This window comes from Variovorax sp. GW821-FHT09A10 (assembly GCF_059418385.1).
In genome coordinates this window covers 1-23,680 of record NZ_JBWKPT010000012.1, presented here as the reverse complement: position 1 = coordinate 23,680, position 23,680 = coordinate 1, and the positions used below count along the sequence as shown (strand labels likewise).

Below are 23,680 nucleotides of genomic sequence, written 5' to 3'. Positions count from 1 at the left end.
AACCGCAGGAGCGAGACATGGCCTTCCAGGACTTCAACATGGACAACCAGTGGTTGCCCTTCACGCCCAACCGCCATTTCAAGAAGGACCCGCGGGTGTTCGTGGCGGCCGACGGCATGACGTTCACCACGCACGACGGCAAGAAGGTGGTCGACGGCATCTCCTCGCTGTGGTGCGTGGGCGCGGGCCACAACCGCAAGCCGATCAACGAGGCGATCAAGAAGCAGCTGGACACGCTGGACTACGCCACCGCCTTCCAGGTCAGCAACGACAAGGCCTTCAAGGCGGCCGAGATGATCGCCGCGCTGGCCCCGGGCGACCTGAACAAGGTGCTGTTCTGCAACTCGGGCTCCGAGGCCGCCGACACCTCGATGAAGGTGGCGCTGGCCTACCACCGCGCGCGCGGCGAAGGCCACCGCAACGTGTTCATCGGCCGCGAGAAGGGCTACCACGGCGTGGGCTTCGGCGGCATGTCGGTGGGCGGCATTCCGGGCAACCGCAAGGTGTTCGGCTCGGCCTTCCTGCCGCGCGTGGACCACATGCGCTTCATTCACGACCCGGTGAACCATGCCTACATCCACAACCAGGAGCCGGTGTGGGCCGAAGACCCGCTGGTCGAGCTCGAGACGCGCATCCTGCCGCTGCACGACCCGAGCAACATCGCCGCGATCATCGTGGAGCCGGTGGCCGGTTCGGCCGGCTGGTACTTGGGGCCGCAGGGCTACCTGAAGCGCCTGCGCGAGATCTGCGACAAGCACGGCATCCTGCTGATCTTCGACGAGGTGATCACCGGCTTCGGGCGCATGGGCACCAACTTCGCGTCCGACTTCTTCGGCGTCGTGCCCGACATGCTGAACTTCGCCAAGTGCGTGACCAACGGCGTGATTCCGCTGGGCGGCGTGATCTGCCGCGACAAGCTCTACGACGCGATGATGAAGACCGACGCGCCCGAGCACGTGGTCGAGTTCTTCCACGGCTACACCTACTCGGGCCACCCGGTGGCCTGCGCGGCGGCGGTGGCCACGCTCGATCTCTACAAGGAAGAAAACCTGTTCGCGCGCGCCGGCGAGATGGGCAAGGTGCTGGGCGATGCCTTCCACAGCACCTTCAAGGGCCTGCCGAACGTGATCGGCATCCGCAGCCTGGGCTTGGCGGCGGCGGTGGAGCTGGCGCCCATTGCCGGCTCACCGGGCAAGCGGGCGTACGAGGTGTTCCTCGACTGCTTCCACAAGGGCGCGCTGGTGCGGGCCGCGGGCGACGTGCTGGTGATTGCGCCGCCCTACATCGTGGAGAAGCAGCACATCGACACGCTGGTCAACACGCTGGCGGATTCGATCAGGAAGCACGCCTGAACGGCGGCCGGTAGCCGGTTCATCGCGCTGCGGTGTGCAGCGCGATGCAGTTGCCTTCCAGGTCTTCGATCTCCGCCACGGAACCGAAGCTTCCCGCCTCGGTTTCCGGGAACAGCACGGTGCCGCCGGCCTCGACGGCCTTGGCCAGCGTGGCCTGAATGTCGGGCACGCTGAAGTACAGGCGTGCGCCGGATTTCCCCGGAACGTAGCTGTCGCCCTGGGCCAGGGCGCCGCTCGCACCGCGACCACCTTCGGCATGCGGAAAGAACGCCATGTCGTTGCCGTGGACGGTCGCGCGCTCGAAGGCGCAGCCGAAGACCGCACCGTAGAAGCGCAGGGCGCGCTCCATGTCCTGGACCGGGATCTCGAAGTAGGAGACCGGGTTCATCTCAGGGCCGCTTGGCGGGCGGTTGCCTGAGTTCGGCGCAGTAGTCCTTCTCGGGCAGCGCCGGCGTGCGCCAGGTGGCGTCGTAGGCGGCGGTGTCGTCCTCAGTCGAACCACCGGCCTGCAGGTGGACGGTCTTCACCGACACATCGGTCGGCAGGTGCTGCGGCACGCCCAGCACCTTGGTGACGTGGCCGGCACCGGCAATCAACACCACCGTCTTGCCGGGTTGGCGGGCCTTCACCAGCGCCTGCGCCATGGCGCGGTCGCGACCGACCTGGATGCGCGTCATCGGGCCGATCTGCGATTCGGGCAGCAGCTTGCAGTGGCCCTCGCGCACGGCCTCCTGCTGCATGGCGTAGGCCTCGCCGTTGAGCTGCACGTCGAGCGAGACGTCGGCCATTGCGTCCTTCATGCGCGCACGCGGCAGGTTGGCGCCGACCACCGGCACGCCGGCGCGCACGGCGGCCATCACGGACGGGCCGTAGCGCGTCCAGGGCCAGGCCTTGTCGTTCCAGCCGAGGGCGGCCTGCACCTGCGCGTCGGTCGCATCGGTGGGCAGGCGGGCGCTGCTGCGGCCTTCTTCGGCCATCTCGAGCGCCAGGGCGGCGAGCTGGCCGCGCTCGGCCAGGGCCTGCACGGTCTCGCGCTCGAGCGTGTGGTGTTCGGGGGCGTCGTGCTGCTCGCCGAGCAGCAGGGCATCGGCCGGCAGCAGGGCCGCCACGCGGCGCGCGACGGGCGCCTCGGCGGACAGCGCGGCGCAGCCGGCGAGCAGGGCGGCGGCGACCAGGGACGCGAGGAACCGGGAAGCACGGGAAGGGCGAGGAGGCATCCCGCCATACTATGCCCGGCGCCCTGCACCGGGCTGTCGTCCTTTTCCGCTGCTTTCTCTGCCCGTGTCCTTTCGTTTTCCCCTTCGCGTGCTGGCCACGCTGCTGCTGGCGCTGGCCGCCGCACTCGCCTGTGTCGCGCTGCACACCCCGCTGCCCTGGATGATCGGCCCGCTGTTCGCGGTGTCGCTGGCCTCGATCGCGGGCCTGCCGACCGCCAGCCACACGCCGCTGCGCAACATGGGGCAGTGGGTCATCGGCACCGCGCTGGGCCTGTATTTCACGCCGCAGGTGGTGACGCTGGTGGCCGGCGTGTGGTGGGCGATCCTGCTGGCCATCGGCTGGGCGCTGCTGCTGGGCTGGGGTTTCGGCCGCTGGCTGCACCGCGTGCATGCGGCGCGCATGCCGCATGTGCCGGCGAAATCCATGAGAGCCACGACTTACTTCGCAGGCGCCATCGGTGGGGCTTCGGAGATGACGCTGCTGGCCGAATCGGCCGGCGCGCGCACCGACCTGGTGGCCGCCGCACACAGCCTGCGGCTGATGGTCGTGACGGTGACGATCCCGTTCGCGATGCAGTGGAGCGGGCTGCACGGCCTGGAGATCCACCCGCCCGGCGTGCGCGAGGTGAACCCGGCCGGGCTGGCCCTGCTGGTGCTGGCCACCGGTGTGGGCGGGCTCGTGATGCGGGCGCTGGGCCGCACCAATCCGTGGTTCATGGGGCCGCTGCTGGTGGCGATGGGCTTCACGGTCGCCGGGCAGTCGCTGTCGGCGGTGCCGACCTGGCTGTCGAACACCGCGCAGCTGGTGATTGCCGTGAGCCTGGGCGTGCGCTTCAGCCGCGAGTTCCTGCACACGGCGCCGCGCTGGCTCGGCTCGGTGGCGCTGGGCACGGTCGGCATGCTGGTGCTGTGCGCCGGCGCGGCCTGGCTGCTGGCCGGGGCGACCGGGCTGCACCCGGCCACGATGATCCTGGGCACCTCGCCCGGCGGCATCGCCGAGATGTCGATCACGGCCAAGGTGCTGCAACTGGGCGTGCCGGTGGTCACGGCCTTCCAGGTGTGCCGGCTGGTGGCGGTGCTGCTGATCGTGGGGCCGATGTACCGCTGGACCGAGCGCTGAGGGCGCAGCACACCGGCAAAGAAAAAGCGCCCCGCAGGGCGCTTGTTTCGTCCGGGAGGCTCAGGCCGCTCAGTGCACCAGCACCGGCGTGTGCGCCAGCTCGGCGTAGCCCTCGAGCGTGTCCTCGACCTCTTCCTGCGTGGGCGTGTTGAGCTGCCAGGCGGCGATCTGCTGCTGGAACAGTTCGGCCCAGGAGCCGTCGAGGTAGACCTCCTTGCCCGATCGCTTGTCGACGATCTCGAAGCCGTGGCGTTCCAGCACGGGGCCGTTGGGCGTCGTGCTGGGCTCGTCGCCGTCGTTCGGCTGCACGTGCACGACGACGAAGGACTCGGAGTCGTAAAGCATGTTCATGGCGGGCCCTGTGAGGATGTCGATGGCGTTCATGGGGGTTAGATAGCAATCAACGCGCCAGTTTCAAGAACAGTTGTCGTCGCGCCGTTGATATGTGAGCCTTTTTGCCTCAATTGGCGGGCGCCTGGGGTAGGGGTTTGCGCAATTGGGCGTCAGCAAAATCACCATTTGCCTCGGTTTGCCGGATGCGCACGGGCAGATAGCCGTACTGCGGCGCCAGCCAGAGCTCCAGTTTCCGGTCGAAATCCTTGCGCGGCGTGCGGGTGAGCTTGCGCGTGGTGAAGTCGCCGGCGGGGAGGCTCAGCTGCTCCTCGTCGCCCACCTCGAAGACCCAGACCTCGGCGTCGCGCACGCCCACGGTCTGGACCGAGATCCGGGTGCCGGCCGGGTAGCGCCCCGGGCTGGCCGCCAGCAGGCCGCCCAGCTGCATCATGACGCTCATGCGGTCCTGCGCGCCGGGCTGCAGGGGCACCGACGGCGCGTTGTTGCTGAAGATGATCTGCCCCTGGTCGCGCGCGAAATGCGAGGCCACCTCGGCCTTGCGGCTTTCCGAATAGCGCTCGGGCTCCAGGCCCGAGGGGCCGATCTTGCCGGTGCTGTGCCAGTTCAGCAGGGTGAAGAACACCGCCTTGAGCGTGAGCCGCCCGTCGTAGCGGGTGCCGTCCTGCAGCCAGACCAGTTCGCCGAACACGCCGCGCTGCGGGGAGGCGCCCTTCTGGCCCGTGGCTTCGAAATCGAGCGTGACCGAGCCCGGAATCCGCAGCGCCTGGGTGCCGGCGATGGTGCCCGAGGCGCCGCTGCCGGCCGTGGTCGTGCCGCCTTGCGTGCCACCGGCCGTGGTGCCGGTGGCGGCGGCCGGGGCGCTGGCCGGCGCTTCGGGGGCGGTTGCTCCTGAATCTGTAGCGGCCTGCGCGGTCTGGTCGGGCGTGTCGGGGGGCGGCGTCTGGGCCGGCGCGTCCGGCACGTGCGCCGGGGCCGGCTTGGGCTTGGGCACCGACGCCTCGCGTGGACGCCGGGGCTTGGCCGGTGGCGGCGGCTTGGCCGCGACCGGCGCGGCGGCCGGTGCCGCGGGGGCTTGCGCCGCGGGCGGCGCGATCACGATCGTGCGCGTGATGAACTTGCTGGCCAGCGGCGAGGGCTCCGGCCCGATGGCCATCGGCGCCAGCCCGAGCAGCAGCAGGTGCGCCAGCGCCACCATCAGTGTCAGCCCCGCGAGCGCGCGCCAGGACGGGCGCCCGGGCAGGCCGAGGGACAGCGGTGGGGGCGCGACATGCGTCGACATGGGTGTGTGGAGTGGGTTGCGGCGCCGAGGTTCACGAAGTCCACTCGGTACACTGCCGCCCGTTCAACCAGTTTAGTGGGCGCGGCGCCGCGCCCTTTTTCTTGCTCACGCCCGCACCATGAAACTCGCCACCCTGAAGGACGGCTCGCGCGACGGCCAGTTGGTCGTCGTCTCGCGCGACCTCACGCTCGCCCACTACGCCACCGGCATCGCGAGCCGGCTGCAGCAGGTGCTGGACGACTGGGGCTTCATGAGCCCGCAGCTGCAGGACCTGTACGACGCCCTCAACCACGGCCGCGCGCGCCACGCCTTTCCCTTCGACCCCGCCCAGTGCATGGCGCCGCTGCCGCGCGCCTACCAGTGGGCCGACGGCTCGGCCTATCTGAACCACGTCGAGCTGGTGCGCCAGGCGCGCAACGCCGAGGTGCCCGAGAGCTTCTACACCGACCCCCTCATGTACCAGGGCGGCAGCGACGACTTCCTGGGCCCGGTCGACGACGTGATCGTGCCCAGCGAGGCCATGGGCATCGACTTCGAGGCCGAGATCGCCGTCGTCACCGGCGACGTGAAGATGGGGTCCACGCCCGACCAAGCCCTCGACGGCATCCGCCTCGTGATGCTGGCCAACGACGTGAGCCTGCGCAACCTCATCCCGGCCGAGCTGGCCAAGGGCTTCGGCTTCTTCCAGAGCAAGCCCGCCACCGCCTTCAGCCCCGTGGCCGTCACGCTCGACGAGCTCGGCGAGGCCTGGCAGGACGGCCGTGTGCACCTGGCGCTGCAAAGCAGCTGGAACGGCCGCAAGGTCGGCCTGTGCGACGCCGGCCCCGAGATGACCTTCCACTTCGGCCAGCTCATCGCCCACATCGCCAAGACCCGCAACGTGCGCGCCGGCAGCATCGTCGGCAGCGGCACCGTGAGCAACAAGGGCGTCGAGAAGAACGGCCGCATGGAATGGCCCAAGGGCTACTCGTGCATCGCCGAGAAGCGCTGCATCGAGACCATCCAGGACGGCGCGCCGGCCACCGACTTCATGAAGTTCGGCGACACCATCCGCATCGAGATGAAGGGCCTGGACGGGCGCTCGCTGTTCGGCGCGATCGACCAGGAGATCGTGTCGACGGCGGGGCGGCCGGTGGAGGCGCCGGTGTCGCTCACCAAGCCGCAGGCCGGAACCGACACCGGCACCGCCCCGGAACCCGCCGAAGGCTGACGCGGGCCCTGTCGGGGTTTCTCCCCGTTCGGCTGGCCGGAAGCCCCCGTTCCGCAAAGCCCAACCCTGCGCGGCGGGCGCTGCCTAGGATGCAGCGATCCGTTCACTGCAAGGAGACAGGTCCATGGGCATGCCGAAGCTGGCGGGGCGCGCGTTGTGCGCATGGGTGGGGATGGGCATGGCGCTGGCCGGGCAGGCCGCCGCCCAAAAGCTCAGCGACGACAAGGTGCGCGTGGGCGTGCTGTCGGACATGTCGGGCCTGTACGCCGACACCGCGGGGCGCGGCTCGGTCGAGGCCGCGCGCATGGCCATCGAGGACTTCGGCGGGAAGGTGCTCGGGCGGCCCATCGAACTGGTCTCGGGCGACCACCAGAACAAGGCCGACATCGGCGCCTCGCTGGCACGCACCTGGTACGACCGCGACGGCGTCGACGCCATCTTCGACATGAACAACTCGGCCGTCGCGCTGTCGGTGGTCAACCTGGCGCGCGAGCGGCAGAAGCTGTCGATCAACACCGGCGGCGCCTCGGTGGCGCTCACCAACGAAGCCTGCGCGCCGACCTCGGTCCACTACACCTACGACACCTACGCGCTGGCCAACGGCGCCGCGCAGGGCGTGAGCCGCCAGGGCGGCAAGACCTGGTTCCTGCTCGGCGTGGACTACGCCTTCGGCAAGGCCATGGCCGCCAACATGACCGAGTTCGTCGGCGAGCTGCAGGGCAAGGTGATCGGCAGCGTGTTCCATCCGCTCAACGCGAGCGACTTCTCGTCGTACGTGCTGCAGGCGCAGGCCTCGGGGGCCGACACCATCGCGCTGGCCAACGCCACCAGCGACACGGTCAATGCCGTCAAGGCGGCGCGGCAGTTCGGCGTGTCGCCGAAGCAGCGCGTGGTGCCGATGCTGATGTTCATCAACGACGTGCATGCGCTGGGCCTGGCGCAGGCGCAGGGCATGACCTTCGCCACCGGCTTCTACTGGGACCGCACGCCCGAGTCGCGGGCCTGGGCGCGGCGCTACTTCGAGCGCATGAAAAAAATGCCCTCGATGATCCAGGCCGGCGCCTACTCGGCGGTCACGCACTACCTGAAGGCGGTGCAGGCCGCGGGCACCGACGACGGCGCCACGGTGGCCGCGAAGATGAAGGCGCTGCCCGTGAACGACTTCTTCGCGCAGGGCGGCACGATCCGCGCCGACGGCCGCATGGTGCACGACATGTACCTGGTGAGCGTGAAGAAGCCCGCCGAGTCGAAGTACCCGTGGGACTACTACACGGTGCTGTCCACGATCCCCGGCGACAAGGCCTTCCAGCCCTTGTCGAAGAGCAAGTGCCCGCTGGTTGCCGCAGCGAAGTCCTGATCGCCTGACCGAACCCAAGGAGACCCCATGAAAGTCCGTGCCGCCGTCCTGCAGCGCCTCGGCGCTCCCGCGCCCTATGCCCAGAGCCGACCGCTCGAGATCGAGGAGGTCGAGCTGGCGCCGCCTGGCCCCGGCGAGGTGCTGGTGCGCATCGCGGCCGCGGGGCTGTGCCACTCGGACCTGTCGATCCTCAACGGCGACCGGCCGCGCCGCACGCCGATCGTGCTGGGCCACGAGGCGGCCGGCGTGGTCGAGGCGCTGGGCGAGGGCGTGACCGACCTGGCGCCGGGCGACCACGTGATCCTGGTGTTCGTGCCGAGCTGCGGCCATTGCGCGCCGTGCGCCGAGGGCCGGCCCGCGCTGTGCGAGCCGGGCGGCGCGGCCAACGTGGCGGGCACGTTGCTGGGCGGCGCGCGGCGGTTGTCGTACCGCGGCGAGCCGATGGACCACTTCGTGGGCGTGTCGGCCTTTGCCGAGTACGCGACGGTGTCGCGCCGCTCGCTGCACAAGATCGACCGCGAGCTGCCGCTGGAAATTGCGGCCATGTTCGGCTGCGCGGTGGTGACGGGCGTCGGGGCCGTGGTCAACACCTCGCAGGTGCGGCCGGGCCAGACCGTGGCCGTGGTGGGGCTCGGCGGCGTGGGGCTGGCCGCGCTCATGGGCGCGCTGGCGGCGGGCGCCGCGCGCGTGATCGCGGTCGACCTGGCGCAGGACAAGCTCGACTTCGCCCTCGCGCTGGGCGCCACCGACAGCGTCAACGCCAGCGACCCCGATGCGGCCAAGCGGCTGCGCGACATGACCGAGGGCGGCGTCGACCATGCGCTCGAGATGGTGGGCTCGGCCAAGGCGCTGGAGTTCGCCTACAAGGTCACGCGCCGGGGCGGCACCACCGTGACCGTGGGCCTGCCCGCCGCCATCCAGACGCTGAACACGCCGGTCTGGCACCTCGTGGCCGAGGAGCGCACGCTCAAGGGCAGCTACCTCGGCAGCTGCGTGCCGCGGCGCGACCTGGGGCGCTTCATCGCGCTGTACCGCCAGGGCAAGTTGCCCGTGGACCGGCTGCTCACCGGGCGCCTGAAGCTCGAGGAGATCAACGAGGGCTTCGACCGCCTGCAGCGCGGCGAGGCCATCCGGCAGATCGTCACGATGCCGTGACGGCCGCAGGCATCGCACCCCGCAGCAACTCCTTCTGCGTCCGAATCCCCAACCGCCGGAACGCCCGGTACTGATGCGTGCGCACCGTGCTCAGCTCCACGCCCAGCACGCGCGCCGTCTCCTTCGCCGTGCGGCCCGCCATCAGGTGGCCGATCACCTCGCGTTCGCGCAGGCTCAGCGTCAACAGCCGCGAGGCGAGGGTGGGCGCGGCCGCCTCGTGCACGGCCGCCGCGCTGCGGCTGTGGGCGCTGGCGGCGTCGGCCAGCAGGGTGGCGTGGGCGGCGATGACGCCGAAGTCGGTCTCGCCGAACTCGGGCTGCGCCAGGCTGCGGTAGAAGCTCACGGCCACGCGCTGGCCGCTCGGGCGCAGCAGCAGCACCGAGCTGCGCTCGCGGATGCCCACGTCGCCGTAGCAGGCGGCGCGGTAGGCGGGGTCGGCCACCTCGTCGCCGTGCTGGTGGCCCATCCACAGCTGCGCGCGCTTCGGCAGCTTGCGCGCGGCCAGCCAGGCCATGTGGGGGTCGAGCCGGTCGAAGCGCTGCGCCACGTAGCGCTCGGCGGTGCGCTCGGCCGTGTGGCCGTAGCTGCTGGCGGCCGAGACGGTCTCGATGCGGCCGGTGGCGTCGACGCCGAACACGGTGCAGAAGGTGACGGGCATCACACGGTGCATGGCCGCCAGGCAACTGGCCGCCAGGTGTGGCGTGCCGATGCCCGCCAGCACGTCGCCGACGACGGCCGCTGACAGCTGGGCGTCGGCGGCAGGGTGGAGGCGCCAGCGTTTCATGGGTGTCGAAGGGAGACTAGGGTAAATACCTCCTACGAAGTTATGACATTGGCGCGGGCGGTGCATCGGGACAATCCCGTTCCATGACCACCACCCGTACCGCCGACGCCGCCACCGGCCCCGTGCCGCCGCCGCCCTCCGCGACCGCGCTGCCGCCTTCGGTCGGCGCCTTCCACTACACGCGCTTCGCGCCCCGGCTGCCGTCGCTCGGCGCCGACGGCATGGAGCCCGGCCGCCACCCCGTCGTGATCGCGGGCGGCGGTCCGGTGGGCATGGTGCTGGCGCTGGGGCTCGCCAACCACGGCGTGCGCTGCGTGGTGCTCGAGGCCGACGACACGGTCTGCGTGGGCAGCCGCGCGGCCTGCATCTCGCGCCGCAGCCTGGAGATCGTCGAGCGCCTGGGCGCGCTGCCGGCCTTCATGGGCAAGGGCCTGCCATGGAGCGTCGGGCGCAGCTTCTACAAGACGGCCGAGGTGTTCCGCTTCGAGATGCCGCAGGCCGCGCAGCAGAAGCTGCCGCCGATGATCAACCTGGAGCAGTACTACATCGAGCAGTACCTGCTGGACGAGATCGAGCGCCGCAACGCCGCGACGCCGGGGCTTATCGACATCCGCTGGGGCACCGAGCTCACCGCGCTCGCGCAGGACAACGACGGCGTGACGCTCGACGTGCGCAACGCCGAGGGCGCCTACCGCCTGCGCGGCCAGTGGCTCGCGGCCTGCGACGGCGGCCAGAGCTTCGTGCGCAAGTCGCTCGGGCTGGCGCTGGAAGGCACGGGCTACGAAGGCCGCTACGTGATCATCGACATCGAGCTGCACAGCGGCCACCCGACCGAGCGCCGCGCCTGGTTCGACCCGCCGTGGAACCCCGGCTCGACCGTGCTGATGCACCGCCAGCCCGACGACATCTGGCGCATCGACTACCAGCTGCGCGCCGGCCAGAGCACCGAAGACGCGCTGCAGCCCGCGGCCGTGGCCGAGTTCGTGCAGCGCCACCTCGACGCCATCGGCGAAGGCCACCTGCCGTGGAAGACGGTGTGGACCTCGGTGTACCGCGCCGGTGCGATGACGCTCGACAGTTACCGCCACGGCCGCGTCGTGTTCGCGGGCAACGCGGCGCATGCGATGCCGATCTTCGGCGTTCGCGGCCTCAACTCGGGCTTCGACGACGCCGACAACCTGGCCTGGAAGCTGGCCTTCGTGGCCCAGGGCCTGTCGGGCCCGGCGCTGCTGGATTCGTACTCGCAGGAGCGCATCGCGGCCTTCCACATCAACGCCGAGGCCGCGATGCGCAGCACCGAGTTCATGTCGCCGCCCTCGCGCGGCTTCGACCTGCTGCGCGAGGCGGCGCTGTCGCTGTCGGAGGCGCATCGCGGCATTGCGCAGCTCATCAACCCGCGCCAGACGCAGGCCGTGCGCTACGAGGGTTCGGCGCTGTCGAGCACGGGCGATGCGCTGCCCGCCGGCCCGCTGCCGGGCGAGGCGATGCCCGAGCAGCCGCTCGCGCAAGGTCACCTGACCGACTGGATCGGCCCTGTGTTCACGCTGCTGGTGCTGCGGCCGGACGTGGCGCCGCTGCCTGCCGTTGACATCGCGCAGGCGCAGCAAGGCGCCTTGCCTTTCGCTGTGCGCACCATCGCTAGCTTTGGTGCCGACGGCGCCGATGCACAGGCGTCCCCCGCCGTTTTCGCAGCGCTCGGCGCGCAAGACGGCGCGGTCTACCTGCTGCGCCCCGACGGCCACGTGGCCGCGCGCTGGCACCGCCTGCCGGCCGGTGCGCTGCCCGCCGCGCTGGCGTGCGCGGCCGTTGCCACTTCACAGGACATTCCCGCATGACGACCTCCGCCCCCTCGCTCCACCCCGACGCCCGCGACCGCCTGTACGCCGAGTGCGCGCGCGCCATCACCGAAGCCGGCGCCGAACGCGAATCGCTGTTCCTCGCGCGGCTCGCGTTGCTGCTGTTCGAGCAGGTCGGCGACGAGGCGCGCTGCCGCGCCGCGCTGGCCGACGCGTTGCGCGCGCTGCCCGTACCATCGCTGTCCGCTTCCGAACAACAACATGGAGATTGATCTCATGGATCGCCGCACCCTTCTCGCCACGCTCGCCTCCGGCGCCGCCGTGGCCGCAGCCCCCTTCGCCCACGCCCAGGACTACCCCGCGCAGCTCATCAAGTGGGTCGTGCCGTACCCCGCGGGCGGCGGTACCGACGTGATCGCACGCGTGCTGGCCGAGGCCATGCGCCAGACGCTGGGCCAGCAGATCGTGGTCGACAACCGCCCCGGCGCGTCGACCAACATCGGCGCCGACCTGGTCGCCAAGAGCAAGCCCGACGGCTACACGGTGCTGTCGGCCGACAACGCCGTGCTGGCCTTCAACGAGCACCTGTTCAGCAAGCTGCCCTTCAGCCCCGAGAAAGACTTCACCTACATCGGCGCCATCGGCAAGTTCCCGCTCGCGCTGGTCGTGCACCCGGACTTCCCGGCCAAGACCTTCAAGGAGTTCCTGGCCTACGTGAAGGCCAACCCCGGCAAGGTCAACTACGCCTCGCCGGGCAACGGTTCGCCGCACCACCTGGCGATGGAAATGTTCAAGGCGCGCACCGGCACCTTCATCACCCACATCCCGTACCGCGGCGCGGCGCCGGCCATGGCCGACGTGATGGGCGGCCAGGTGCCGTGCATGTTCCTGGACCTGGCCTCGGGCCTGCCGATCATGCAGGGCAACAAGGTGCGCGTGCTGGCCATCGGCTCGGGCGCGCGCAGCAAGCGCCTGCCCGACGTGCCGACGCTGGCCGAAGTGGGCGTGCCCAACACCGAGGTGTTCGCGTTCCAGGGCATCCTCGGCCCGGCCGGCCTGCCGGCCGCCGTGGTGAACAAGCTCAACAGCGACCTGAACAAGGCCTTCAGCACGCCGGCCGTGCAAAAGCGCTTCGACGACTTCGGCATGGAAGCGATGCCCGGCACGCCGGCGCAGTTCGCGGCGCTGTCGCGCGCGGAGTCGAAGCGCTGGGGCCCGATCATCAAGCAGGCCGGCATCAAGCTGGACTGATGCTGCCGGGGGGCGTTCACCTCAACGGGTGAATGCCTTTCTGGAGCCGTCCTCGAAGACTTCGTCGTCGCGCTGCAGCTCGCCGTTCTCGTCCCAGCTGCGTTCGCGCGTCACGCGGCCCTTGTCGTCGAAGCTCGACTCGGCCAGCAGCTCGCCCTTTTCATTGAAGCGCTGGTGCGTGCCCACGGGCACCTGCCGGCCGCGCCCCGGCGCGAGGTAGCGGCCCTGCGCGGCGCGCTGGCCGCTGTCGTAGAACTCGGTCACGTCGACCGTGCGCTCGCTGCCGGCGCCGCTGTAGACGGCCTTGCTGCGCGGCTGGCCGTTGAGGTGAAAGCTGTCGTCGCTCACGGGCTCGCCCGACGCGTTCCAGCGCTGGTCGCGCACCAGCGAGCCGCGGTCGGAAAACTCCTGCTCGCGCTGGCGGATCGACGAGCGACCGACCAGCAGCCACACGGTTTCGCGCCGCTTCACGCCTTCTGACGAAAAACTGCGCTCCACGCGCCGGTTGCCGCTGGTCTCGTCGACCACCGACGGCTTGCCGTTGTCGTAGAACTCCTGCGTGCGCACGCGCTTGCCGGCCTGGTACGACAGCCGCGAGCGCAGCGTGCCGCGTGCGTCGAACAGGTCGACATTCGACGGCCCGCCCGTGAAGCCGCACAGCCTGGCATCGTCGGCCACCGGCGCCAGCACGGGCGCCTCGGCGCAGCGCAGCATCGACATCTGGCCGCGCTCGGTGAACTCGACCATGGCGCGCTCGGTGCCGCGGTCGGGGTAGAAGGTGGCGCGCCGCAGCTGGCCGCCGGGGTAGAAGCTGCGCACCAGGCCGCGCTCCTGGCCGTCGTCGTACATGGCGTCGCGCAGCACCTGGCCGCCGGGCGCGAACTCGCGCGCGCGGCCGTGCATGTTGCCCTTGGCGTTGACGGTGTGCTCGCGCGCGAGCTTGCCCTTTTCGTAGAAGCGCACCAGGCCCATGAAGACGCCGTTCTGCACCTGCTGCTCGCGCTGCAGCTCGCCGGTGCCGCGGTCCTTGCAGCGCATCAGGCCGGTCTTGCCGGCGGTGCTGTTGCCGTCGGCCGGGCTCACGCGCTGGCCGTTGAGCTCGCACTCCTGCTGCGCATGGACCGTCGGGGTACCCAGCAGCGCGGCGAATGCGATCGCGGCCGGGCCGAGGAGGGACGCGGCCGCCCGGGGCGCCCGAAAAGCGGGAGCGGGCGGGCGCAGGGTCACTTGTCGTAAAGCGTGTCGAGCGAACGGAAGCCCTTGACCTCGATCGGGTTGCCGAAGGGGTCGCAGTAGAACATCGTCCACTGCTCGCCCGGCTGGCCTTCGAAGCGCACCTGCGGCTTCAGCACGAAGTCGGTGCCGGCGGCCTCGAGGCGCCCGGCCAGTGCCTGCCAGTCGGGCAGCGCGAGCACGATGCCGAAGTGCGGCATGGGCACCATCGCATCGCCGACGCGGCCGGTGCGGGTGGTGGCGAAGGGTTCACCGAGATGCAGCGAGATCTGGTGGCCGAAGAAGTCGAAGTCGACCCAGGTGTCGGTGCTGCGGCCTTCGGCGCAGCCGAGCACGTCGCCGTAGAAGCGGCGAGCGCCGTCCAGGTCGCGCACGTGGAAGGCAAGGTGAAAGATGCTTTGCATGGTTTTGGATTATGGGCAGCGGTGCTGTGAGAATGCCGGACTTTCTTTAATCATGGAGCTCGCCTTGCGGATACTCCGAGCCCTCGTCGCACCGCTGCGCCTGCTGTCGCGCGGCACCGACCGGCCGGCGCCCCAGCGCCTTCTTGCACGTCTGACCCGCCAGGCCTTCGCGGCTGTCGGTGGTTGTTTCATCGCGGTCGCGGCGCATGCCGCTGCCTGCCCGCCCTCGGCCATCGCCAGCCTCGAGAAGCCCGGCATCGGCCTGCGCAACGGCATCGACCGCGGCCTGCTGTGGCGCATCGAGCGCGACGGCCGCACCTCGTGGCTCTACGGCACCCTGCACCTGGGGCGCGGTGAATGGGTGCGCCCCGGCCCCACCGTGCAGAGGGCAATGGCGCAGAGCGACACGCTCGCGCTGGAACTCGACTCGCGCGACGACGCCACGGTGCGCGCCCTGAGCCAGCCGGCCGACCCGGCCGCGGTGGCGCGCGTGCTCAGCGGCGAACGCGCCCGCCGGCTCGAGCGCCAGAACGCCGAGGCCTGTGTGCCGCCGGGCTCGACCGCCCGGCTGCCGCCCATCCTGCAGGTCACGGCGCTGACCGCGCTGGCGGCGCGTGCCGACGGCCTGTACGCGGAGTTCGGCGTCGACGAGACGCTGGCCGTCTCGGCCCGCAACAGCAACAAGCCGATCGTCGCGCTCGAGAACGCCGCCGACCAGCTGCGCTGGCTGACGGGCGGCTCCGAAGCCGAGGAGGCCGAGCAGATCGACGCCATGCTCGACGAGCTGGAGTCGGGCCGGCTGCGCGGCCAGCTCAAGACGCTGGCCGACATCTGGGCGCGCAGCGACGCGGCCCGGCTGGCGCGCTACCCCGAGTGGTGCGAGTGCCTGAACACGCCGGCCGAGCAGCGCCTCATGAAGCGCCTGCTCGAGGACCGCAACCCCGGGCTGGCCGACGGCATCGAGCGCCTGCATGCGGGCGGGCGCAGCGCGTTTGCCGCGGTCGGCGCGCTGCACATGGTCGGCGCGCAGGGGCTGCCCACGCTGATGGCGGCGCGCGGCTTCACCGTGACGCCGGTGCTCACCGAGGCGCAAGCGCAGCAGGCGCTGCCGATGCCGGCGCTCGCGGCGCCCGAGCCGCCAGCCCGCAAGGCGGTGCGCGGTGGCAAGAACGTCAAGGGACAGAAGGCGGCCAAGGGCACGGGCCAGAAGGCCGCCGCGAAGGGCGGGGCCAAGCCGGCGTCCAAGGCCGCTGCCGCGCCCAAAGGCAAGGCCGCACCCCGTGCCGCCCCCAAGGCCACCAACAGCAAAGTGCGCCGATAATCGCGACCGCCATGCACACGTTGCGCCCCCACCCCCGCCTGATCGGCCGCCTCGGCCGGTGGGTGCTGCTGTGGTTCGTGCTGTCGCTGGGCGTGGCGGTGGCGTCGCCGGTGGTGCATCCGCAGGCGATGGAACTGGTGTGTTCCGGCGCCGGCACCATCAAGGTGGTGGTGCACACCGAAGATGGCGTGCAGGACATGGGCGCCACGCACATGGACTGCCCGCTGTGCGTGCTGACCGGCGCGCCGCCCCCGCCGCCCGTGGCCGCCGCGTTCGATGCGCCCCTGCCGCTGGGGCGCGTGCTTCAACCGATTCCTGCCGCGCGCCATGCCGCGGCCACCGCCGCGCCGCTGCCGGCGCGCGGGCCCCCGAACTTCGCCTGAGCGATCCATACCATCGCTGTCTGTCTGCGCACCCCGGGTGTCAACAGTCGGTCCTCCTGGCTTGAAGTTCGTGGAGTCGGTTCCCCTTGAAAAAGCATTCCCGCGCCCTGGCGATCGCCATGGCATTTCCCTTCAGCGCGCCGGTGTGGGCGCAGCAGCAGCCACCGCCGCCTGAGGCCGCGGCCGCCCCGGGCCGCGCGCTGGGCACCGTCACCATCAGCGGCGGCCGGCCGACCTCGCTGCCGACGCAGATTCCCACCACCATCGAAGGCGTGACCGCCGAGCAGATCGCCGAGACGGTCAACGCGACCGACGCCGAAGACGCGCTCAAGTACCTGCCGAGCCTGCTGGTGCGCAAGCGCTACATCGGCGACTTCAACCACGCGGTGCTGGCCACGCGCGCTTCGGGCACGGGCAACAGCGCGCGTGCGATGGTCTACGCCGACGGCATCATGCTGTCGAACCCGCTGGGCAACGGCGCCACCTTCGCGCCGCGCTGGGGCATGGTGTCGCCCGACGAGATCGAGCGCGTCGACGTGCTCTACGGCCCGTTCTCGGCCGCCTACCCGGGCAACTCGGTGGGCGCCGTGGTCGACTACGTGACGCGCATGCCCACGCAGCTCGAGGCGCACGTCAAGCTCAGCGGCTTCACCTCGAACTTCGACCTGTACAACAGCCATTCGTCGCCGGGCGGCCAGCAACTCGACCTGTCGCTGGGCAGCCGCAGCGGCGACTGGTCGTGGTGGCTCGGCGCCTCGCGCACCCACAGCAAGGGGCAGTCGCTGTCGTTCGCCAACCGGCTCGTGAGCGCCGGCACGGTGGGCAGCGCGGGCACGCCCGTCACCGGCGCGGTGCTCGGGCTGAACCCGTCGAACCAGCCGTGGTGGCTGCTGGGCGGCACCACCGCCTACGACACCACCCAGGAGCAGGCCAAGCTCAAGCTGGCCTACGACTTCTCGCCCACCGTGCGCGCCACCTACACGCTGGGCGCCTGGCACAACACCACGCACGGCAGCACCGACACCTACCTGCGCGATGCGCTCGGCCAGCCGGTGTACGGCGGGCGCGTGAACCTCGGCGGACGCACCTACACCCTCGACACGCCGGCCGCCGCCTTCGCGCCGACCGAGACGGCGCTCACGCACTACATGCACGGCCTCTCGGTGAAGAGCCACACGGGCGGCGTGTTCGACTGGGAGGTGGCGGCGAGCCTGTTCGACTACGCGAAAGACACCTCGCGCACGCCGACCACGGCGCTGCCCGGCGCCTTCTACGGCGGCCCCGGCCGCACCACCGACATGGGCGGCACCGGCTGGCACACCTTCAAGGCCGCGGGCAACTGGCGGCCCACCGGCTCGGCCGAAGGCGTGGGCGCGCACGTGGTCGACTTCGGCGTCCAGCAGGACACCGCGCGGCTGCGCAGCGCCATCGGCAACACGCGCGACTGGATCGGCGGGCCGGCCGTGTCGCCGTTCTCCGCCTTCAACGGCAACACGCGGCTGCGTTCGCTCTACGTGCAGGACACTTGGCGCTTCGCCAAAGACTGGAAGACCACGCTGGGCCTGCGCCACGAGCGCTGGGAGGCGTACGGCGGCCAGCTCGGCAACGCGGCGCGGCTGCTCGACTTCGCGCCGCGCAAGAACAGCTTCGTCTCGCCCAAGGCCGCGCTCGCCTGGCAGGCCACGCCCGACTGGCACTTCAAGGCCTCGGTCGGTCGCGCCGTGCGCATGCCCACCGTGAGCGAGCTCTACCAGGGCTCGATCGAGGGCAACCGCATCGTCAACACCAACCCCGAGCTGCGCCCCGAGCGCTCGTGGACCGCCGAGCTGAGCGCCGAGCGCGACCTCAAGCGTTGGGGCGTCGACGGCGTGCTGCGCACCACGCTGTTCTTCGAGCACACGAAAGACGCGCTGTACACCCAGGCGCTCACCAACCTCGTGAGCACCGTGCAGAACGTCGACGCCATCCGCACGCGCGGGCTGGAGGTGGCGGTCAACACGGTCGACGCGGGCATCCAGGGGCTGGACCTGGGCGGCAGCCTCACGCTGACCGATTCGAAGATCACCGCCAACCGCGGCTTCCCGGCCAGCGTGGGGCGCGACCAGCCGCGCGTGCCCAAGGTGCGCGCCTCGCTGCTCGCCACCTACCGGCCCGATGCGAAGTGGAGCTACACCGTCGGCGCGCGCTACAGCGGCCGGCAGTACGGCACGCTCGACAACAGCGACCCGAACGGCATGGCCTACATGGGCTTCTCGAAGTTCTTCGTGGTCGATGCGCGCATCCGCTACCGCATCGACCGCCAGTGGAGCGCCGCCGTCGGCATCGACAACCTGAACAACCGCACCTACTGGGCCTTCCACCCTTACCCGCAACGCACCTTCGTGGCCGAACTCAAGTTCGACCTTTGACCCTCACTTTTTCCTCTCCAAGGACACACGCCATGACGAAGCCTTCGACCCCTACGTTCCACACCCTCGCCGCCTGCGCCCTGCTGGCCGGTGCCGGCGCCGCCGGTGCCCACGTGAGCCTGCCCCCGGGCGGCGCCACCGTCGGCAGCGAGTACAACGCCGCCTTCCGCGTCGGCCACGCCTGCGAAGGCGCCAAGGCCACGACCGGCCTCGCGGTGCGCCTGCCCAAGGGCTTCGTGCTCACCGACGCGCAGGCACGCAAGGGCTGGAAGCTCGACGCGCCCAAGGCCGGCAGCGCCGAAGGCGAAGTGCGCTGGACGGCAGAGACGCCGCAGAACGCGCTGCCCGGCAGCGAGCGCGGCGAGTTCGTGCTGCGCGGCAAGGTGCCCGCCACGCCGGGCCCGCTGTGGTTCAAGGTGCGCCAGGACTGCGACGTCGGCAGCGTCGACTGGGCCGAAGTGCCCGCGTCGGGCGCCGCCACGGCCGGCCTGAAGACGCCGGCGCCCAAGCTCGACGTGGTCGCGCAGGGCGTGGCCACGGTCGACGTGCGCGACGCCTGGGTGCGCCAGTCGGTGCCGGGCCAGAGCGGCACGGGCGCCTTCATGAAGCTCACCGCGCCCACGGGCACGAAGCTGGTCGGCATCTCGACACCCGCCGCCGGCGTGGCCGAGGTGCACGAGATGAAGATGGAAGGCGACACCATGCGCATGCGCGAACTCGCGGGCGGCCTCGAGCTGCCGGCCGGCAAGACCGTCGAGCTCAAGCCCGGCGGCTACCACGTGATGCTGATGGACCTGAAGGGCGCGATGACCAAGGGCGCGACCGTGCCCATGACCCTGAAGTTCGAGGACGCCAAGGGCGCGAAGACGACGCTGGAGCTGAAGCTGCCGGTCGGTGCGCCCGAAGGCGCCGCCGCTGCTGCACCCGCCGCGGGCGGCGCGCACCAGCACAAGCACTGAACTGGTCGAGCCGGACCGTCAGAGCAACTGGTCCGGCGCCAGCGGCCCGAACAGCCGCAGCAGGAAGCGCAGCGTGGCGCTCGCGTCGGGCTCGGTGTCCGTGTCCTGCAGGCCGCTGCCCTCGGGCGCCTGCCACACCAGCGCGCCCTTCACCAGCTCGACATGCCACGAGCGTTCGCGCATGCCGCGCTCGATCTGCTCGGCCGCCATGCGCGAGAGTTCGCCGCTGCGGATCAGCAGCGCGATCTCGGTGTTCTGCAGCTGCGAGCGCAGGTCCAGGTTCATCGAGCCGACCACCAGCAGCCGGCCGTCCATCACCAGCACCTTGGAGTGCAGCATCGCGCGCGATTCGCCGCCCACGCCGCTGCCGCCCGAGGAGCCGAACACATTGCCGAAGCTGGTCTGTTCGCTGCGCAGCTCGTACAGCTCGACGCCTGCGGCGAGCAGCGCCTTGCGGTGGCGCGCGTAGCCCACGTGGGCGATGGGGGCGTCGTTCGAGGCCAGTGAGTTCGTCAGCACCCGGATGCGCACGCCCCGCGCGCGCGCCGCGGCAAAGGCCTGCTGCATGTCGGGGCCGGGCACGAAGTAGGGCGAGATGATCAGCAGGTCGGTGCGCGCCTGGCCGATCAGCTGCAGCAGGCCCTCGACCACCGTGTCCGCGCTGGACGCCAGGTCGGCCAGGGCCGCGGCGTTGCGCGAGGGCATGTCGGGCCGGCTCACCACGAGGTCGGGGTTGCGCATCGCGCCGGGGCCGCTGTCGGCCGGGATCTTGCCGGGCGCATCGGCCAGCATCAGGGCCGGCGCCCAGACGAAGGCGGCGCTGCGCAGGTCGAGCGGTTTCTCGTCCCAGGCGCGGGCGCGCTGCTCGGCCGTGGGCGCCGCGCCGGGGCGGGGCTTGTCGTCGGCCGGCTCCGAACGGTTGCGGGCCTCGGCCGCTTCGTCGTCGAGTTCCTTGTCGACCCGGCGGGCGCGCTCACGGATGTGCTGGAACTCTTCGCGCGAGACCAGCGACTGCACGGGGTAGGCGCGCTCGTTGTTCCAGTAGCTGTCGAAGCTGCGCGAGAGGTCCTGCACGATCGGGCCGGCCGCCAGCACGTCGACGTCGACGAAGTTGCCGGTGATGGCATTGCCGAAGTAGGCGTCGCCCAGGTTGCGCCCGCCCGTCACGCCCATCACGTTGTCGGCCAGGAACAGCTTGTTGTGCATGCGCTGCTGGATGCGCGAGACCTCGCCGATGGCGTTGAGCATGCGGTTGAAGCCCGTGCCGCGCGAGCCCGCGAGCGGGTTGAACAGGCGCATCTCGATGTTCGGGATGAAGGCCAGGCCGAGCACCAGCGCGTCGCGGCCGATGGTGTGGAAGTCGTCCAGCAGGATGCGCACCCGCACGCCGCGCTCGGCCGCCGCCTGCAGCCCGCGCACCAGCCGGCCGGTGCTGGCGTCGGCGTGGATGGCGTAGTACTGCAGGTCCAGCGTTTTCTGTGCGTTCTCGATCAGCGCCAGCCGGCTGCCGTAGGCGGCCTGCGGGCCGCCGAGCAAGACGAAGCCCGAGTCGAAGCGCGCCTTGTCGGCCTGCCGCCGCTCTTGCAGCAGCGTGGCCAGCGCCGTGCCGTCGGGCGAGGCGAGCGCGGTCGAGACGGGGCGGTCCACCTCCTTCGGCAGCTGCGCGCAGGCGCCGAGCACCAGGATCGCCAGCAGCGCGACGCTGCGGCGGACCAACGCGTGGAAGGAAGAAGAGGGCATGCGGCGGGGTCTTTCCGGGGGCTGGGGAAGGTGGTGCCGCATGTATAGCCGAGTTGGCGCCCGCCGTGGGTGGGACGGGCGGCCAATCGGCGCAGGAAGGCGACGCTCAGCGCCCGGCGCCGAGTTCTTCCTGGCGCTCCAGCGCGGCGAGCAGCTCGTCGTCGATCTTGGCGTGGCGCTCGCTCAGCTCGACCGCACGGGAGGCGTCGCTCGCGTAGATGGCGCCGCCGTCGAGCTCGAGCATTTCGCTGATGCGCTTCTGCTCGGTTTCGAGGGCTTCGATTTGCGCGGGCAGGGCTTCGAGTTCGCGCTGCTCCTTGTAAGAGAGCTTCTTGCGGGGCCCGCCGGTAGGGGCTGCGGCGGGTGCAGCCGCGGGCGCCGGGGCCGGGGCGGCGGCTGGAGGCGGCGGTGGTGCCGAGGCGAGGCGCTGCTCGGCGATCTCGCGTGCGCGCTTGGACTGGATCAGCCAGTCTTCCACGCTGCCCTCGTACTCGCGCCAGCGGCCGTCGCCTTCGAAGGCGATCGTGCTGGTCACCACGTTGTCCAGGAAGGTGCGGTCGTGGCTCACGAGGAACACGGTGCCGTCGTAGTCCTGCAGCAGGCCTTCGAGCAGCTCGAGCGTGTCGATGTCCAGGTCGTTGGTCGGCTCGTCGAGCACCAGCACGTTGGCCGGGCGCGCGAACAGGCGCGCCAGCAGCAGGCGGTTGCGTTCGCCGCCGCTGAGCGAGCGCACGGGCGAGTTGGCGCGCGCGGGCGAGAACAGGAAGTCCGACAGGTAGCTCTTGACGTGCTTCTTCTGGCTGCCGATTTCGATCCACTCGCTGCCGGGGCTGATGAAGTCTTCCAGCGTGGCGTCGAGGTCGAGCTTGTCGCGCATCTGGTCGAAGTACGCCACCTGCTGGTTGGTGCCGCGGCGGATCTTGCCGCTGTCGGGCTCGAGTTCGCCGAGGATCAGCTTGAGCAGCGTCGTCTTGCCGGCGCCGTTCGGGCCCAGCAGGCCGATCTTGTCGCCGCGCAGGATGGTGCCGCTGAAACCGCGGATCACGGTCTTCTCGCCGAAGGACTTGGTGGCGTCGGTGAGCTCGGCCACGATCTTGCCGCTGGACTGGCCCGAGGCCACGTCCATGTTGACGCTGCCCTGCACCTCGCGGCGCGCGGCGCGGCTTGCGCGCAGTTCCTGCAGTCGCGTGATGCGGCTCTGGCTGCGCGTGCGGCGCGCTTCGACGCCCTTGCGGATCCAGATCTCTTCCTGGGCCAGCAGCTTGTCGGCCTTGGCGCTGATGATCGCTTCCTGGGCGAGCTGTTCTTCCTTCTGCAGGAGGTACTGCTCGAAGTTGCCCGGATAGGAGCCCAGCTTGCCCCGGTCGAGTTCCACGATGCGGGTGGCGACGCGGTTCAGGAAGCTGCGGTCGTGGGTGATGGTGACGACGCTGCCCTTGAAGTCGATCAGCAGCTGTTCCAGCCACTCGATGGAGTCGAGGTCCAGGTGGTTGGTGGGTTCATCTAGTAGAAGGACGTCCGGCGCGGCCACCAGGGCCTGGGCCAGCGCGACCCGCTTGCGCGTGCCGCCGGAGAGGGAGCCGACGCGCGCGGTGGGGTCGAGGTGGAGGCGGTGCAGCGTCTCTTCGACGCGCTGCTCCCAGTTCCAGGCGTCGTAGGCTTCGATCTTGGACTGCAGGGCGTCCAGGTCGAGGCCGTCCGCACCGGAGAGGTACAGGTCACGGATGGCGATGACTTCGCCCAGGCCCTGGCTGGCGGCGGTGAAGACGTCCGCATCCATGTCGAGTGCGGGTTCCTGCGCCACGTAGGCCACGCGCAGGTTCTGCTGCAGTTGCAGCGTGCCGTCGTCTGGCTTTTCCAGCCCGCCCAGTATCTTGAGCATCGACGACTTGCCGGCGCCATTGCGGCCGATCAGGCCGATGCGTTCCGATTCGAGGAGAGAGAAGTCCGCATGATCCAGTAGCGGGACGTGACCGAACGCGAGCTGCGCGTCGAGGAGTGTGATGAGTGCCATGTGGCACGGATTATCGGAGGGGCGGGTGAAGGCGCCTGGCGGCTGGGGAAGAAGGCTTCTTTGTGACGCCCTATATAGAAGGGGCCGGAGTCTCCTGGGAGAGACGCTGGCAGCCAGGGAAGAGACTCGAAGTGGGCGGCAAAGGTCTTCTTCAAGTTTCTTCCGACTTGGCTTGCGCGAGCCGAAATCTGTCATATACTCGTGGGCTTCGCTGCTGAATACCTCTGGTGTTTGAAGCGACTGGTGCTCTCAGGGGTGCTGGTTGTGAGTGGTGAAGAAAGTCTTCGAAAGTTGACGCGGTTTGAAAAAACAGTGCATAATCGAAGGCTTCGCTGAAACGGCT

The 23,680-nt window shown here is 70.5% G+C and carries 21 protein-coding genes; 12 read left to right on the top strand and 9 right to left on the bottom strand.

The window, feature by feature from the left end:
* Positions 1-17: 17 nt before the first annotated feature.
* Positions 18-1,352, top strand: a complete 1,335-nt coding sequence (gene aptA / locus AC07Q9_RS28680; RefSeq protein WP_495303027.1) for an omega-aminotransferase AptA — start codon at positions 18-20, stop codon at positions 1,350-1,352.
* 19 nt (positions 1,353-1,371) lie between these two features.
* On the opposite strand, the gene AC07Q9_RS28675 is transcribed toward aptA, so the two are convergent.
* Together AC07Q9_RS28675 and AC07Q9_RS28670 are read right to left on the bottom strand one after the other, a co-directional pair.
* Positions 1,372-1,740 carry a VOC family protein gene (locus AC07Q9_RS28675; protein WP_495312635.1) on the bottom strand — a complete coding sequence of 123 codons (369 nt, stop codon included), beginning with the start codon at positions 1,738-1,740 and terminating at the stop codon, positions 1,372-1,374.
* A gap of 1 nt (position 1,741) precedes the next feature.
* The gene (locus AC07Q9_RS28670; RefSeq protein ID WP_495312634.1) at positions 1,742-2,569 is read right to left on the bottom strand and encodes a ChaN family lipoprotein; all 828 of its coding nucleotides are present in this window, start codon (positions 2,567-2,569) and stop codon (positions 1,742-1,744) included.
* Between the two features lie 64 nt (positions 2,570-2,633).
* Between AC07Q9_RS28670 and AC07Q9_RS28665 the strand changes: the two genes are divergently transcribed.
* Positions 2,634-3,689 (top strand): AbrB family transcriptional regulator, encoded by a 1,056-nt coding sequence (locus AC07Q9_RS28665; RefSeq protein ID WP_495312633.1) that lies wholly within the window; start codon positions 2,634-2,636, stop codon positions 3,687-3,689.
* Between the two features lie 69 nt (positions 3,690-3,758).
* On the opposite strand, the gene AC07Q9_RS28660 is transcribed toward AC07Q9_RS28665, so the two are convergent.
* Together AC07Q9_RS28660 and AC07Q9_RS28655 are read right to left on the bottom strand one after the other, a co-directional pair.
* Entirely contained in the window at positions 3,759-4,040 is a 282-nt protein-coding gene (locus tag AC07Q9_RS28660; RefSeq protein ID WP_062478455.1) for a BTH_I0359 family protein, read from the bottom strand.
* A 109-nt stretch (positions 4,041-4,149) separates the two neighbouring features.
* Entirely contained in the window at positions 4,150-5,322 is a 1,173-nt protein-coding gene (locus tag AC07Q9_RS28655; protein ID WP_495312632.1) for a DUF3108 domain-containing protein, read from the bottom strand.
* A 118-nt stretch (positions 5,323-5,440) separates the two neighbouring features.
* Here AC07Q9_RS28655 and AC07Q9_RS28650 point away from each other — a divergent pair, with 118 nt between their 5' ends.
* The 3 genes from AC07Q9_RS28650 (at position 5,441) to AC07Q9_RS28640 (ending at position 9,044) form a co-directional block, all read left to right on the top strand.
* A complete protein-coding gene (locus tag AC07Q9_RS28650) occupies positions 5,441-6,532 on the top strand; it encodes a fumarylacetoacetate hydrolase family protein (RefSeq protein WP_495312631.1) in 1,092 nt (363 codons plus the stop codon).
* A 172-nt stretch (positions 6,533-6,704) separates the two neighbouring features.
* On the top strand, positions 6,705-7,889 hold the full coding sequence (locus tag AC07Q9_RS28645; RefSeq protein WP_495312718.1) for an ABC transporter substrate-binding protein: 1,185 nt from the start codon (positions 6,705-6,707) through the stop codon (positions 7,887-7,889).
* A 27-nt stretch (positions 7,890-7,916) separates the two neighbouring features.
* Positions 7,917-9,044: a zinc-dependent alcohol dehydrogenase family protein gene (locus AC07Q9_RS28640; protein WP_070063846.1), complete on the top strand. Its 1,128-nt coding sequence runs from the start codon at positions 7,917-7,919 to the stop codon at positions 9,042-9,044.
* Here the strand turns inward: AC07Q9_RS28640 and AC07Q9_RS28635 are convergent.
* Positions 9,031-9,828, bottom strand: a complete 798-nt coding sequence (locus AC07Q9_RS28635) for a helix-turn-helix transcriptional regulator (protein ID WP_159279687.1) — start codon at positions 9,826-9,828, stop codon at positions 9,031-9,033. The two genes, AC07Q9_RS28640 and AC07Q9_RS28635, sit on opposite strands and share 14 nt — an antisense overlap.
* Positions 9,829-9,911: 83 nt before the next feature.
* On the opposite strand from AC07Q9_RS28635, the gene AC07Q9_RS28630 reads away from it, so the two are divergent.
* Genes AC07Q9_RS28630 through AC07Q9_RS28620 form a run of 3 tightly spaced genes read left to right on the top strand, consistent with a single transcriptional unit; the run spans position 9,912 to position 12,875 of the window.
* Positions 9,912-11,663 (top strand): FAD-dependent monooxygenase, encoded by a 1,752-nt coding sequence (locus tag AC07Q9_RS28630; RefSeq protein WP_495312630.1) that lies wholly within the window; start codon positions 9,912-9,914, stop codon positions 11,661-11,663.
* Positions 11,660-11,896, top strand: coding sequence for a hypothetical protein (locus AC07Q9_RS28625; RefSeq protein WP_492744468.1), 237 nt, complete (start codon positions 11,660-11,662; stop codon positions 11,894-11,896). Before AC07Q9_RS28630 ends, AC07Q9_RS28625 begins: the two co-directional genes overlap by 4 nt.
* A gap of 4 nt (positions 11,897-11,900) precedes the next feature.
* On the top strand, positions 11,901-12,875 hold the full coding sequence (locus tag AC07Q9_RS28620) for a Bug family tripartite tricarboxylate transporter substrate binding protein (protein WP_492744470.1): 975 nt from the start codon (positions 11,901-11,903) through the stop codon (positions 12,873-12,875).
* Between the two features lie 21 nt (positions 12,876-12,896).
* On the opposite strand, the gene AC07Q9_RS28615 is transcribed toward AC07Q9_RS28620, so the two are convergent.
* Positions 12,897-14,096 carry a toxin-antitoxin system YwqK family antitoxin gene (locus AC07Q9_RS28615; protein WP_495312717.1) on the bottom strand — a complete coding sequence of 400 codons (1,200 nt, stop codon included), beginning with the start codon at positions 14,094-14,096 and terminating at the stop codon, positions 12,897-12,899.
* A gap of 2 nt (positions 14,097-14,098) precedes the next feature.
* Positions 14,099-14,512 carry a VOC family protein gene (locus AC07Q9_RS28610; protein WP_495312629.1) on the bottom strand — a complete coding sequence of 138 codons (414 nt, stop codon included), beginning with the start codon at positions 14,510-14,512 and terminating at the stop codon, positions 14,099-14,101.
* 64 nt (positions 14,513-14,576) lie between these two features.
* On the opposite strand from AC07Q9_RS28610, the gene AC07Q9_RS28605 reads away from it, so the two are divergent.
* From AC07Q9_RS28605 to AC07Q9_RS28590, 4 genes are all read left to right on the top strand, one after another.
* Complete coding sequence (locus AC07Q9_RS28605) at positions 14,577-15,833, top strand: TraB/GumN family protein (protein ID WP_495312628.1); 1,257 nt, start codon at positions 14,577-14,579, stop codon at positions 15,831-15,833.
* Between the two features lie 11 nt (positions 15,834-15,844).
* Entirely contained in the window at positions 15,845-16,216 is a 372-nt protein-coding gene (locus AC07Q9_RS28600; RefSeq protein ID WP_492682909.1) for a DUF2946 family protein, read from the top strand.
* Between the two features lie 119 nt (positions 16,217-16,335).
* The gene (locus tag AC07Q9_RS28595) at positions 16,336-18,624 is read left to right on the top strand and encodes a TonB-dependent receptor (RefSeq protein ID WP_495312627.1); all 2,289 of its coding nucleotides are present in this window, start codon (positions 16,336-16,338) and stop codon (positions 18,622-18,624) included.
* A 32-nt stretch (positions 18,625-18,656) separates the two neighbouring features.
* The gene (locus tag AC07Q9_RS28590; protein ID WP_495312626.1) at positions 18,657-19,583 is read left to right on the top strand and encodes a copper chaperone PCu(A)C domain-containing protein; all 927 of its coding nucleotides are present in this window, start codon (positions 18,657-18,659) and stop codon (positions 19,581-19,583) included.
* Between the two features lie 18 nt (positions 19,584-19,601).
* On the opposite strand, the gene AC07Q9_RS28585 is transcribed toward AC07Q9_RS28590, so the two are convergent.
* Positions 19,602-21,323, bottom strand: coding sequence for a phospholipase D family protein (locus AC07Q9_RS28585; protein WP_495312625.1), 1,722 nt, complete (start codon positions 21,321-21,323; stop codon positions 19,602-19,604).
* A gap of 106 nt (positions 21,324-21,429) precedes the next feature.
* Positions 21,430-23,337 (bottom strand): ATP-binding cassette domain-containing protein, encoded by a 1,908-nt coding sequence (locus AC07Q9_RS28580; protein ID WP_492682903.1) that lies wholly within the window; start codon positions 23,335-23,337, stop codon positions 21,430-21,432.
* Positions 23,338-23,680: the final 343 nt, after the last annotated feature.